The organism is Brevundimonas naejangsanensis (assembly GCF_003627995.1).
Taxonomy (GTDB): Bacteria; Pseudomonadota; Alphaproteobacteria; order Caulobacterales; family Caulobacteraceae; genus Brevundimonas; species Brevundimonas naejangsanensis_B.
In genome coordinates this window covers 1,257,364-1,270,361 of sequence record NZ_CP032707.1, presented here as the reverse complement: position 1 = coordinate 1,270,361, position 12,998 = coordinate 1,257,364, and the positions used below count along the sequence as shown (strand labels likewise).

At 70.5% G+C, this 12,998-nt stretch carries 7 protein-coding genes; 4 read left to right on the top strand and 3 right to left on the bottom strand.

All coding sequences use genetic code 11. The annotated features are described in order from the left end of the window. Positions 1-36: 36 nt before the first annotated feature. Both proB and D8I30_RS05960 read left to right on the top strand, forming a co-directional pair. Positions 37-1,170: a glutamate 5-kinase gene (proB, locus tag D8I30_RS05965; protein ID WP_121481930.1), complete on the top strand. Its 1,134-nt coding sequence runs from the start codon at positions 37-39 to the stop codon at positions 1,168-1,170. Continuing rightward, positions 1,167-2,429, top strand: coding sequence for a glutamate-5-semialdehyde dehydrogenase (locus D8I30_RS05960; protein WP_121481929.1), 1,263 nt, complete (start codon positions 1,167-1,169; stop codon positions 2,427-2,429). Before proB ends, D8I30_RS05960 begins: the two co-directional genes overlap by 4 nt. A gap of 171 nt (positions 2,430-2,600) precedes the next feature. Here the strand turns inward: D8I30_RS05960 and D8I30_RS05955 are convergent, their stop codons facing one another. Then, entirely contained in the window at positions 2,601-5,042 is a 2,442-nt protein-coding gene (locus D8I30_RS05955) for a membrane-bound PQQ-dependent dehydrogenase, glucose/quinate/shikimate family (protein ID WP_121481928.1), read from the bottom strand. Positions 5,043-5,166: 124 nt separating this feature from the next. Here D8I30_RS05955 and ligD point away from each other — a divergent pair, with 124 nt between their 5' ends. After that, entirely contained in the window at positions 5,167-7,740 is a 2,574-nt protein-coding gene (ligD, locus tag D8I30_RS05950; protein ID WP_121481927.1) for a DNA ligase D, read from the top strand. A 56-nt stretch (positions 7,741-7,796) separates the two neighbouring features. Here ligD and D8I30_RS05945 read toward each other — a convergent pair whose 3' ends face one another. Beyond that, positions 7,797-8,453: a TetR/AcrR family transcriptional regulator gene (locus D8I30_RS05945; protein WP_121481926.1), complete on the bottom strand. Its 657-nt coding sequence runs from the start codon at positions 8,451-8,453 to the stop codon at positions 7,797-7,799. Between the two features lie 418 nt (positions 8,454-8,871). On the opposite strand from D8I30_RS05945, the gene D8I30_RS05940 reads away from it, so the two are divergent. Next, on the top strand, positions 8,872-10,998 hold the full coding sequence (locus D8I30_RS05940) for a M13 family metallopeptidase (RefSeq protein ID WP_121481925.1): 2,127 nt from the start codon (positions 8,872-8,874) through the stop codon (positions 10,996-10,998). A gap of 480 nt (positions 10,999-11,478) precedes the next feature. Here D8I30_RS05940 and hisS read toward each other — a convergent pair whose 3' ends face one another. Then, positions 11,479-12,951: a histidine--tRNA ligase gene (gene hisS / locus D8I30_RS05935; RefSeq protein ID WP_121481924.1), complete on the bottom strand. Its 1,473-nt coding sequence runs from the start codon at positions 12,949-12,951 to the stop codon at positions 11,479-11,481. Positions 12,952-12,998 lie beyond the last annotated feature (47 nt).

Below are 12,998 nucleotides of genomic sequence, written 5' to 3'. Positions count from 1 at the left end.
GATCGCCTCCTCCGCCCCCCCTCTGGAGCCTTCGAGATCGCCGCCTCGCCTGCCGCCGCCCTGGCCCAGGCGCGCCGGGTGGTGGTCAAGATCGGTTCGTCCCTGCTGTTCGACGCTGATCATCGCGCTGTCGCCGCCGACTGGCTGACGAGCCTGGCCGCTGACATCGCCGAACTGCGTCGGCAGGGGCGCGAGGTCGTGGTCGTCTCCTCCGGCGCCGTGGCCCTGGGGCGCGGTCGGCTGAACCTGTCGAACGGCCGCCTGCAGGACAAGCAGGCCGCCGCCGCCGTCGGCCAGACCCTCTTGATGCACGCCTGGGAGGAGGCCCTGGCCCCATACGGCCTGATGGCCGGCCAGGTGCTGCTGACCCGCGACGACACCGAGCGCCGCCGCCGCTGGCTGAACGGCCGCGCCACCCTGGAGGCCCTGCTGGGCCACGGCGTCGTCCCCGTGGTCAATGAGAACGACACCGTCGCCACCGAAGAGATCCGCTACGGCGACAACGACCGCCTGGCCGCCCGCGCGGCCCAACTGGCGCGCGCCGACCTGCTGATCCTGCTGTCCGACGTGGACGGCCTCTACACCGCCGACCCGCGCCGCGCCCCGGACGCGCGCCACCTGCCCCTGATCGAGCGGCTGACCCCCGACGTCCTGGCCATGGCCTCGGGCGCCAATGCGCAAGCCGGGGTCGGCACCGGCGGCATGGCGACCAAGCTGGCGGCGGCCCAGATCGCCGCCTCGGCCGGATGCGCCACCGTCATCGCCTCCGGCCTGACCGACCATCCGCTCAAGGCCGTCGCCGAGGGCGCCCGCGCCAGCCTGATCCTGGCGCCCGCCACCCCCCTGGCCGCCTGGAAGCAGTGGATCGCCGGCAGCGTGGCGCCCGGCGGGGCCCTGACGCTGGACGCGGGCGCGGTCGCCGCCCTCAACGCCGGCAAGAGCCTGCTGCCGTCCGGCGTCGTCGCCGTCAGCGGCGACTTCGGCAAGGGCGACAGCGTGCGCCTGACCGGCCCCGACGGCGCGCGGATCGGCGTGGGCCTGTCGTCCTACGCCGCCGAGGAGATCGCCCTGATCCGCGGCCGCCGGTCCGACGCCATCGAGGGCCTGCTGGGCTATCGCGGCCCCTCGGTCGTCATCCACCGCGACGACCTGGTTCTGGAGGACCGATGAGCGACCTCTACCCGATGATGCAGGACATGGGCCGCCGCGCCCGCGCCGCCGCCGACGCCCTGCGCGCCACGACGCCGGACGCCCGAACCGAGGCGCTGCGCCGACTCGCCGAGGGCCTGCGCGCCGCCGAGACCGACATCCTGGCCGCCAACGCCCGCGACGTGGCCCGCGCCCGCGACGGCGGCCTGTCCGAGGCCCTGATCGACCGCCTCGCCCTGACGCCGGCCCGCGTCGAGGGCATGGCCGCCGCGGTCGCGGCCATCGCCGCCCAGCCCGATCCGATCGGCGCCGAGATGGCCCGCTGGACCCCCGCCAACGGCCTCGACATCGCCCGCATCCGCACCCCCATCGGCGTGCTGGCCGTCATCTATGAGAGCCGCCCCAACGTCACCGCCGACGCCGCCGCCCTGTGCCTGCGCTCGGGCAATGCGGCCATCCTGCGCTGCGGCTCCGACTGCCTGGACTCCTCGCGGACCATCGCCGCCGTCGTCGCCCGCGCCACGGCCGAGGCCGGCCTGCCCGCCGACGCGATCCAACTGGTCCCCGTCCCCGACCGCGAGGCCGTCGGCGCCCTTCTGTCGGGGCTGAACGGCGCCATCGACCTGATCATCCCGCGCGGCGGCAAGAGCCTGGTCGCCCGCGTCCAGGCCGAGGCGAAGGCGCCCGTGCTGGGCCACCTCGAAGGGCTGTGCCACACCTATCTGGACGCCGCCGCCGATCTGGACGTCGCCCGGCGCGTGACCCTGAACGCCAAGATGCGCCGCGTCTCGGTGTGCGGGGCGACCGAGACCCTGCTGGTGGATCGCGCGGCGGCGGATCGCCTGTTGCCCGCCGTCGCCGCCGACCTGACCGCCGCGGGATGCGAACTGCGCGGCGACGCCGAGGCCCGCGCCCTGGTCCCCGCCATGACCGCAGCGAGCGAGGCCGACTGGACCGCCGAATACCTGGCGCCCATCCTGTCGGTGCGCGTGGTGGACGGCGTAGGCGGCGCGGTCGACCACATCCGCCGCTACGGCTCGGGCCACACCGAGGCCATCGTCACTGCCGACGAGACGGCCGCCGAACGCTTCGCAGAAGGCGTCGACAGCGCCATCGTCCTGATCAACGCCTCGACCCAGTTCGCCGACGGCGGCGAGTTCGGCTTCGGCGGCGAGATCGGCATCTCGACCTCCAAGCTGCACGCGCGCGGGCCGGTCGGGGCGGAGCAGCTGACCACCTACAAATATGTCGTGCGCGGCGAAGGGCAGACGCGGCCCTAGAACCCGCGCAACGCCTCTCCCTCCCCGTCCCGGAGAGGGTGGCTGAGCCGCAGGCGAGGCCGGGTGGGGGCGGCAAGGCTATTCAAGCGCTGAGGCTAGATCGCCTGGCCCTCCCCACCCGGTCCCTACGGGACCACCCTCCCCGGGACGGGGAGGGAGAGATGCCGCGCCCTACTTCTTCTCCGGCAATGCATAGGCGATGACGTAATCCCCCTCCGGCGTCTCCATGAAGTGATGGCCCGCCGCGACGATGACCAGATACTGCCGCCCGTTCTGCTCATAGATCATCGGATTGGCCTGACCGCCCGCCGGAAGCACGTCCGACCACACCGTCTTGCCGGTCTCGATGTCGATGGCGCGGATCAGGTCGTCGGTCGCGGCGGCGATGAAGATCAGCCCGCCCGCCGTGACCGCCGAGCCGCCGTTGTTGGGCGTGCCGATCTCCAACGGCAGCATGGAGGGAATGCCGAAGGGGCCGTTCTTGCGCGCCGTGCCGAACGGGCGATCCCACAGGGTGCGGCCGCTCTTCAGGTCGATGGCGCGCATCCCGCCATAGGGCGGCTGCTTGCACAGCAGGCCGGTGAATTTCACCCGCCAGCCCGCGTTGACGTCGATGGCGTAGGGCACGCCCATCTGCGGATCGCCCGCCCCCTCGGCCTTCGATTTCGACAGGTTGCCGCCGCGGTTGGCCGCCTCCTTCTCGCGTTCGATGTAGCGGGGATCGTCGCGCGGGAACCAGCCCAGGCGATCGGCCTCGGCGCGAGGCACCAGGCGATTGTGGTTGGGTATGTCGTTGTAGTTGGCCACGATCACGCCACGCGCCGGATCGACCGCCACCCCGCCCCAGTCCGAGCCGCCGTTGTAGCCGGGATACTGGATGTAGTGGCGGTCCGTCGTCGGCGGCGTGAAGTAGCCTTCATAGGCCGCCTGATGAAACTGGATGCGGCAGATCATCTGGTCGATCGGCGACATGCCCCACATGTCGCGCTCGGTCAGGTCGGGCTTGCGCAGCGTGTGGAACAGGGAGAAGGGCTGGGTCGGGCTGCGCTGCGAGGGCTCGACGCCGCCCTGGGGCACGCGCCGCTCCTCGACCCTGTGCAGCGGCTGGCCGGTGCGACGATCCAGGATGTAGATGTCGCCCTGCTTGGACGGCAGGATCACGGCCGGGACGGTCACGCCGTTGATCGGCAGGTCGACCAGGGTCGCCTGGGAGCCCAGATCATAGTCCCAGACGTCCTTCCTGACCGTCTGAAAACGCCAGCGCGGCTTGCCCGTGGTGACGTCCAGCGCCACCAGGGAGGTCGAGTAGGCGTTCTCGGCCGGACGGCGCAGGCCGGAATAATAGTCGGCCGAAGAGTTGCCCATCGGCAGGAAGACCAGACCCAGGGCTTCGTCCGCCGTAGCCGTGGTCCACATGTTCGGCGTGCCTAAGGTATAGGTCTCGCCCTCGGGCGGCAGCTTGGTGATGTCGGGCCGCATCATGTCCCAGGCGAAGCGCAGTTCGCCCGTCACGGCGTCGAAGCCCTGGATCACGCCCGAGGCGTTCCACCGTTTCTGGCCGTCCAGGACCTGATGGCCGGTGACCACCACCCCGCGCACGATGACCGGGGCCGAGGTGATCGACACCATGCCCGGATAGGGGTCGCCCATGCCGGTCTTGATGCTGACCTCGCCATTGGTTCCGAAGCCGGGACAGGGCACGCCCGTGCGCGCGTCCACCGCCACCAGCCGCCCGTCCAGCGTGCCCTCGATGACACGCGCGGCGCAGGGTTGGGCCGCATCGACGTTGGGCGCGGCGTAATAGGTCACGCCCCGACAGGCGGCGGTATAGGGGATTTGGTCGTCGGCGACCTTGGGATCATAGGACCACTTCTGTTGGCCCGTCGTCGCGTCCAGCGCGAACAGACGGTTGCGCGCCGAGCACAGGTAGAGGGTGTCGCCGATCTTCAGCGGCGTGGTCTCGGCGCCCCACCGCTCGCCCGGCAGGTCGCCGGTGCGGAAGGTCCAGGCGCGCTTCAGCCCCTTCACATTGGCCTTGGTGATCTGGGTCAGGGGCGAATAGCGCTGGGCGCTGTCCGAGCCGCCCCAGGCCGGCCAGTCGGCGCCGACCGTCTGCGTCGCCGGATCGCCCACGCCGCCGTGTCCGGCCGTCGGCACCGGGCTCAGCACCCTGGCCTTGTTGGCCTGGGCCACCACCACGCCCGAAACCAGGCCCAGGACGACGATGGCCGCCAGCCCGCCCAGGGCCAGCCCGCCTCCGCCCCCCTCGCGCCTGAGCGCCGGGAAGCTGAGGACCACCAGCACCAGCAGGACCAGAGGCGCCACCACCCGCGGGACCAGGGCCCAGCCGTTCAGCCCCACCTCCCACAGCGCCCAGAGAACGCTGCCGAGGAAGATGGCGACATAGAGCCAGGCGCCCAGAGGTCTGAGCAGGGCCAGCAGGCCGCCCGACAGGATCATCAGCAGGCCGACGATCAGGTAATAGGGCGAGCCGCCCAGCATGATCAACTGCGCCCCGCCGATCGTCAGCGTCAGGCCGATCAGGCCGATGACGAGGCCCAGAAGCCTGACCAGGACGCTTCCGAATCCACGCCCGCGCTCAATGGACGCCATCGCGCCCTCCCATCGTTCGGCTTGGCCTTTGGGGCAGCAACACGCCAGCAAGACCGCCGTTCCATCACGGTTCCGGTAAAGCGTCCCGGCGCAGCCTTCGCCGCCCTGCCGCGTTTCAGCCGTCATGGCGGCGCACGGCGAACTCGACACCTATCAGGCCAAGCGGCGTTTCGGCGCGACGCCGGAGCCGAAGGGGCGCAAGGCCCCGGCTCGGCGCGCGGGGCCGGGCAGCGCAGGTCTGCGCTATCTGATCCAGCGCCACGCCGCGACCCGCCTGCACTACGACTTCCGCATCGAACATGACGGCGTGCTGAAGTCCTGGGCCGTGACCAAGGCCCCCTCACGCGATCCCGCCGTCAAGCGGCTGGCCGTCGAGGTCGAGGACCACCCCCTGGACTACGGCGACTTCGAAGGCACCATTCCGTCCGGCAACTACGGCGCGGGCACGGTGCAGCTGTGGGACGCCGGAACCTGGACGCCCCAGGACACGGACCTGGACGCCGCCTTCGAAAAGGGCGTGATCAAGCTCGATCTGGACGGCCAGCGGCTGAAGGGCGGCTGGGCCCTGGTCCGGCTCAAGAGCGATCGCGGCAAGCCGTCCAAGCGTCCCAACTGGCTGCTGCTCAAGGAGCGGGACGCCTACGCCGTCGACGGCGAGGGCGACGCCCTGACGGAGATCGACGCCTCGGTCACCACCGGCCGCAGCCTGGCCGAGATCGCCGCGGGCGACGCCCAGTGGACCTCGTCGCGCCCCGTCGCCCGCAAGGGCCCGGCCCGGCCCCGACCGAGCAAGGTCGAGACCTCGACGGCGCGCAAGCCGCCCGCCTTCCTGCCTCTCCAGTTCGCCAAGGTGGTCGATCGGCCGCCGCCGGGCGGAGGCTGGGTGCATGAGATCAAGTTCGACGGCTATCGCATCCAGATCGCCGTCGGCGGGGGCCAGGCGACCCTGCGCACCCGCAACGGCCTGGACTGGACGGAAAAATTTCCCGCCCTGGCGCGCCAGGCGGCCGCCTGGCCCGACGCCGTGCTCGACGGCGAACTGTGCGCGCTGAACGCCGAGGTGGCGCCCGACTTCTCCGCCCTGCAGGCCGCCATCGCCACGGGGGCGGCGGACGGCCTGGTCTATTTCGCCTTCGACCTGCTGCGCGAGGGGGCCGAGGACCTGCGCCCCCTGCCCCTGTCGCACCGCAAGGCGCGGCTCCAGGCCTATTGCGACCGCGTCGGCGCCAGGGGACCGAACCTGCGCTACGTCGATCATTTCGCCGCCTCCGGCGAGGCCGTCCTGCTCAGCGCCTGCCGCATGAACCTGGAGGGCGTCATCTCCAAGCGGCTGGACGCCCCCTATCGCGCGGGGCGGAGCACGTTCTGGCTCAAGTCCAAATGCCGGGGCCGCGACGAGGTGGTCATCGGCGGCTGGTCGACCGAGGGCGGATCGCGCCTGCGCTCCCTGCTGGTCGGCGTCCAGGGCCGGGGCGGCCTGCGCTACATGGGGCGCGTCGGCACGGGCTTTTCGGCGGCGGCGGCCGAGGTCCTGCTGCCCGCCCTCAAGGCGGCGGCGGCCAAGGCCTCGCCCTTCGTCGGCGACAACGCGCCCGAGGGCGGCCGCGACATCCACTGGCTGAAGCCCGTCCTGGTGGCTGAGATCGAACACGCCGGCCTGACCGACGGCGGCGCGGTGCGACAGGCCGCCTTCAAGGCCCTGCGCGACGACAAGCCCGCCGCCGAAGTGACCGCCGAGCCCCAGCCGCCGGCCTCCAGCCCGGCCGCCGCGGGCGCTCCCGCCTCTCGTTCGGGCGGAGGCAAGACGATCGTGGCGGGCGTGACCCTGTCCCATCCCGACAAGCCCCTGTGGCCCGCCCACGACGGGCGGCCCCCGGTCACCAAGGCCGACCTCGCCCTCTATTATGAAAACGCGGCCGAGCGCCTGCTGGCCCATGTCGCCGACCGCCCGCTCTCCATCGTCCGCGCGCCCGACGGCATCGAGGGCGAGCGCTTCTTCCAGCGTCACGCCATGCCCGGCCACAACCCGAGGCTGAAGCTGATCGACGTCAAGGAGCGCAAACCCTATGTGGCCGTGTCGGACGTCGGCGGCCTGGTCGCCCTGGCCCAGGCGGGCGGGCTGGAGCTGCATCCCTGGGGCTGCAAGGCCGGTGATCCCGAGACTCCCGAACAGATCACCTTCGACCTCGACCCCGACGAGGGGCTGGACTTCGACGACGTCGTCGCCGCCGCCTGGCTGCTCAAGCCCCGGCTGGAGGCCCTGGGCCTGACGCCCTTCGTCAAGACGACCGGAGGCAAGGGGCTGCACGTGGTCACGCCGATCCGCGCCGACGGCCGCAGCCGGGTCGGCTGGGACGAGGCCAGGGCCTTCGCCAAGGCGGCGTCCGAAGCCGCCAAGGCCGATCACCCCGACCGCTTCACCACCACCCTGTCCAAGAAGGCGCGCGGCGGGAAGATCTTCATCGACTGGCTGCGCAACGGCCGCATGGCGACCGCCGTGGCGCCCTGGTCGCCACGCGCCCGGCCCGGCGCGCCCCTCGCCCTGCCGCTGGACTGGAGCGCGGTGACGCCGGGGCTCAAGCCCGCCGACTTCCATCTGGGCCGCGCGACAGAGCTACTCGCCGCGGCCGATCCCTGGGCCGACTTCCGTCGGGCGGCCGCGTCGCTGCGCCCGGCCCTGCGCGGGCTTGCGCCATAGAAAAAGGCCGCGCGCCTGTCCGGCGCGCGGCCCTCGAAACGGTCCGGTCTGAAGCCTTACTGGCGCGCCAGCTGGCTGGACAGGATCAGGTCCAGCTGCTTGCGGATGTGCGGCGTCAGCTCCTCGATGCCCCAGTTGTCGTAGGCGGCGAAGCGGTAGTTGGAGATGAAGACGTCCCAGATCATGCGGGCCACCAGGGCCACGTCCACGTCCTGACGCAGTTCGCCTTCACGCACGCCCGCTTGCAGCGCCTCAGCCACCGCCTCGACCAGGGGGCGGACGAAGGCGCGCGAGCGCTGGTCGGCGTCTTCCGGCTGGAACCAGGAGCGCGCCACCATGGCCTGCATCAGCGGCAGATGATCGAGCGAGCGGTGATAGCCGGCGGTCAGGCCGTTCGCCAGGCGATCCAGCACGCGGCCCTCGGTCGCGGCGCCGCGGATGTCGGCCAGAAGGCCCTCCATCTCTTCGGCGAAGACGGCCTCGAACAGCTCGGCCTTGTCCTGGAAGTTGGCGAAGACGGCGCCGGTGGACATGCCCGCGCCCTTGGCGATGTCGCGGATGGTGGCCGCGTCATAGCCGCGCTCGGCGAACAGGGCGCGCGCCGCGTCGAGAACCTTCTGCCGCGTCCGCACCTTGGCCGCCTGGCGACGGTTCAACCGGGGCTGGCCTTCAGTTTCAACGATTTCGGGGGCGGACGGGGAGGACTCACGCATCGGCGACGGCTCTGACTTTATGTGCGGCGCTCGTCCCATCGGGTCCACATCGGATGACATGGACCACTAACGGAAGTCGACGGGCGCTCCGGGAGGAAGTTGCGAACTTTCATCACCGAACGGTGACCAAAATGGGTCACGAACGGCATAAAACCTTGCCGCAGGATACGTCCGATTTCAACACAACTACGGATTTATACTCATGAGCTGAGCCTTAAACAGGGCCGGGCGAACTAAAGCTTGGCCATATCAGTGCGACCATCTTCGGCGGTCGCCCGCGGGCGGCCGACGTCGTCGTCATGACCGAATTCAGTCCGCGCTCGCCCTTCACGTTAAAATTTTTTAAGACGCTGAAAGCGCCCGCCGCCACTAGGCTCGGCGCCCCGCGCCCCGGGGGGCGACATTGAGGATTTCGAAGATGAAGAAACTGTTCGCGGGGGTCGCTGCGGCCGCCCTTCTGGCGCCGGCCGCAGCCCTGGCCCACGATGGTCACGACCACGCCTGCGTCGATGATGCCTGCAGCGTTTTCGAGCTGTTCCAGACCCCGGCCGCCCAAGGCGGCGCCTCGGGCTGGCAGGGCACGGACGCGCCCAAGTACGGGACCTGGGGCTTCGACCTGTCGGGCCGCGACACCTCGGTGAACCCCGGCGACAGCTTCTTCCGCTACGCCAACGGCGCGGCGCTGGACCAACTGACCATCCCGTCCGACCGCACCTCCTACGGCTCCTTCGCCCTGCTGCGCGAGCTGTCGGACAACCGCATGAAGCAAATGGTCACGGGCCTGGCCGCGCGCACCGACCTGGTCGCCGGCTCGGACGAGCAGAAGATCGCCGACGCCTACCGCGCCTTCATCGACCAGGCGCGCATCGACCAGTTGGACGCCCAGCCGCTGGCCCCCTACCTGGCCGCCATCCGCGCCGCCGACACCCATGAGAAGATCGCCGCCTACATGGGTCAGACCCAGGGCCGCGCGGGCGGCTCCTTCTTCGGCACCGGCATCACCATCGACCAGAAGAACCCGACCCGCTACGCCGTGACGACCGGCCAGGGCGGCCTGGGCATGCCCAACCGCGACTACTATCTGGACGCCCGCTTCGCCGACAAGAAGCAGAAGTATCAGGCCTATGTCGAGCGGATGCTGACCAACATCGGCTGGACCGATCCGGCCGGTTCGGCGGCGGCGATCGTCGCGCTGGAAGACAAGATCGCCGAGGCCCACTGGACCCCGATCGAGAACCGCAACCGCGACAAGACCTACAACCCCTACTCGATCCAGACCCTGGCCGCCGAGGCCCCGGGCTTTGACTGGGCCGGCTATTTCAACGCCGCTGGCCTGGGCGCGGTCGACCGCGTGATCGTGCGCCAGAACACCGCCATGCCCAAGATGGCCGCCATCTTCGCCGAAACGCCGGTGGCCACCCTGCAGGCCTGGCAGGCCTTCCACACGGTGGACGACGCGGCGCCCATGCTGTCGCAGCGCTTCTCGGACGCCCAGTGGGAATTCCATTCGCGCGATCTGGCCGGCCAGCCCGAACAGCGCAGCCGCGAAAAGCGCGCCATCAGCGTCGCCGAAAGCGCCCTGGGCGAGGCGGCGGGCCGCCTCTATGTGGCGGAATACTTCCCGGCCGAATCCAAGGCCAAGATGGAAGAGCTGGTCGCCAACCTGCGCACCGCCCTGTCGCACCGCATCGACAACCTGACCTGGATGGGCGCCGAGACCAAGACGGCCGCCCAGGAGAAGCTGCGCAAGTTCACGGTCAAGATCGGCTATCCGAACAAGTGGCGCGACTATTCGGCCCTGGAGATCCGCGCCGACGACGCCTTCGGCAACAGCCAGCGCATGGGCCAGTTCCAGTGGAACTACCGCCTGTCGCGCCTGGACCAGCCGGTCGACAAGGACGAGTGGGGCATGACGCCCCAGACGGTGAACGCCTATTACAACTCGGCCAATAACGAGATCGTCTTCCCGGCCGCCATCCTGCAGCCGCCCTTCTTCGACCCGGATGCGGACCCGGCCGTCAACTACGGCGGCATCGGCGGCGTGATCGGCCACGAGATCGGCCACGGCTTCGACGACCAGGGCTCCAAGTCCGACGGCGACGGCGTGCTGCGCAACTGGTGGACGGACGAGGACAAGGCCAATTTCGAGGGCCTGACCAAGCGCCTGGGCGCCCAGTACGACCAGTTCGAGCCCCTACCCGGCTTCCACGTCCAGGGCGGCCTGACCATGGGCGAGAACATCGGCGACGCGGCCGGCACGGCGGTGGGCCTGGAAGCCTATCACCTGTCGCTGAAGGGCCAGCCGGCTCCGGTGATCGACGGCACGACCGGCGACCAGCGCTTCTTCTACGGCTGGGCCCAGGTTTGGCAGTCCAAGTACCGCGAGGACGCGCTGAAGAACCAGATCGCCACCGACCCGCACAGCCCGGCCGAGTTCCGCGTGATCGGCCCTGTGCGCAACATCGACGCCTGGTACGAGGCCTTCGGCATCAAGCCGGGGACCAAATACTACCTGGCGCCGGAAGACCGCGTCCGCATCTGGTAAGGCGCGACGCCTGCCGAACGAAGAGGGCCGGAGCGGCGACGCTCCGGCCCTTTTTCATGGCCGCATGCCCTCTTGGCGCGTCGTCATCCTCGGGCTTGGCCCGAGGATCGAGGGAGGCCTCGCCCTCCGAAGTCCAATCGGTCGCCCGCGGTCAGCCGATCCTCGGGCCAAGCCCGAGGATGACGGAGTTTGAGGCCCCGCCGCCATCACTCGAATAGCCTTCGATAAAGCGCCTGGCTTCCAGGCATGAAAAAGCCCGCTGCGGGGGATACATCGCAGCGGGCCTTCTCGCTCTCTAAGGAGCGGACGTTTCCTCCCCGAAACGCCTTCAAGATGTCGCTGCGGCTCGCCGCTGCGCCTCTCGAGTGAGACCAAATGACGCCATCGAGGGGGGCAAGTCAATCAGCCGCCCATCGAAAGAGCCGTCTTTCGTAACTAAACGTCGATAACTCACGTCCTCGTCATGATCGTTATCGAAGCCTATTCGATAATGGAGCGCACCACGGCCACCAGCTGATCGCGCGCCACCGTCTGCTGTCCGGGACGTTCCGCCTTCCAGGCGTCGTTGTCCGCGATGGCGGCCGCACGGGCGCGTCCGGCGTCCAGATCCTTAATCGTCACCTGACCAGCGGCGATCTCGTCCCCGCCCAGGATGACGGCTGCCGGGGCCCCGCGGCGGTCGGCGTATTTCATCTGCGCCTTCATGCCCGCCCGGCCCAGATAGAGTTCGGCGGCGATGCCCGCCGCGCGCAGTTCGGACACGGCGTCGAGATAGTGCTGCATGTCGTCTTCCGAGAAGACGATGGCCACCACCGGCCCGCGCGCGGCGTCCTCGTCGCCGCGTCCGGCCGCGCGCAGGGCCGAAGCCAGACGCGACACGCCGAAGGAGAAGCCCGTCGCCGGCGTCGCCTGGCTGGTGAAGCGCGCCACCAGGTCGTCATAGCGCCCGCCGCCGCCGATCGAGCCGAAGCGCACGGCCCGGCCCTTCTCGTCCTTGGTGTCGAGCAGCAGCTCGGCCTCGAACACCGCGCCGGTGTAGTATTCCAGCCCGCGCACGATGGTCGGATCGAAGCGCACGTCGTCCTGCGACACGCCCATGGCCGTCAGGGCGCGGTCGATGGCGGCCAGCTCCTTCAGCGCCGCCTCCCCCGCTTCGCCCAGGGCCGCGCCCGACACGGCGTCCAGCACGCCCGCGCGGCTCAGGCCCGGCGTCTCGGCCGAGGCCAGGAAGGCTTCGATGGCGCCGATGACCGAGGCGGGCAGATTGGCGCCCTTGGTGTAGTCGCCGGACTCGTCCAGACGGCCCTCGCCCAGCAGCAGGCGCACGCCCTCGACGCCCAGGCGGTCGTATTTGTCCACGGCGCGCAGGGCCGTCAGCCGCTGGATCGGATCCGTGATCCCGCCCGCGTCGAACAGGCCGTCGAACAGCTTGCGGTTGGAGACGCGGATCACCGCCTGCCCCGCCGCCAGGCCCGCGGCGCGCAGACCCTCGCAGCCCATGGCGATGATCTCGGCGTCGGCCTCGGGCCGGTCCGAGCCGACGGTGTCGGCGTCGCACTGCCAGAACTCGCGGAAGCGGCCCGGCCCCGGCTTCTCGTTGCGCCACACCGGCCCATAGGCGTAGCGGCGGAACGGCTTGGGCAGGGTCTCCCAAGTCTGGGCGGCGAAGCGGGCCAGCGGCGCCGTGTGGTCGTAGCGCAGGGCCATCCACTGGTCGTCGTCGTCCTGGAGCGCGAAGACGCCCTCGTTGGGGCGGTCCGCGTCGGGCAGGAACTTGCCCAGGGCGTCGGCGTATTCGAACGCCGGCGTCTCCAGCGCCTCGAAGCCCCAGCGCTCATAGACCTCTGACACGCGCGCGACGATGCGGCGCTCGGCGATCAGGTCGCGGCCGCGACGGTCGGCGAAGCCGCGCGGCGCACGGGCTTCGGGGCGGATGGGGGCTTCGTCGGTCATGAGGCGGCGATTAAGCCATCAAAGAAGCCGCCGCAACTCGCCGTCCG

What these genes read in the sequence shown, in the direction of transcription:
- D8I30_RS05960 (WP_121481929.1), top strand. Translation starts at nt 1,167, where the DNA reads ATGAGCGACCTCTACCCGATGATGCAGGACATGGGCCGCCGCGCCCGC.
- D8I30_RS05955 (WP_121481928.1), bottom strand. Translation starts at nt 5,042, where the DNA reads ATGGCGTCCATTGAGCGCGGGCGTGGATTCGGAAGCGTCCTGGTCAGG.
- ligD (WP_121481927.1), top strand. Translation starts at nt 5,167, where the DNA reads ATGGCGGCGCACGGCGAACTCGACACCTATCAGGCCAAGCGGCGTTTC.
- D8I30_RS05945 (WP_121481926.1), bottom strand. Translation starts at nt 8,453, where the DNA reads ATGCGTGAGTCCTCCCCGTCCGCCCCCGAAATCGTTGAAACTGAAGGC.
- D8I30_RS05940 (WP_121481925.1), top strand. Translation starts at nt 8,872, where the DNA reads ATGAAGAAACTGTTCGCGGGGGTCGCTGCGGCCGCCCTTCTGGCGCCG.
- hisS (WP_121481924.1), bottom strand. Translation starts at nt 12,951, where the DNA reads ATGACCGACGAAGCCCCCATCCGCCCCGAAGCCCGTGCGCCGCGCGGC.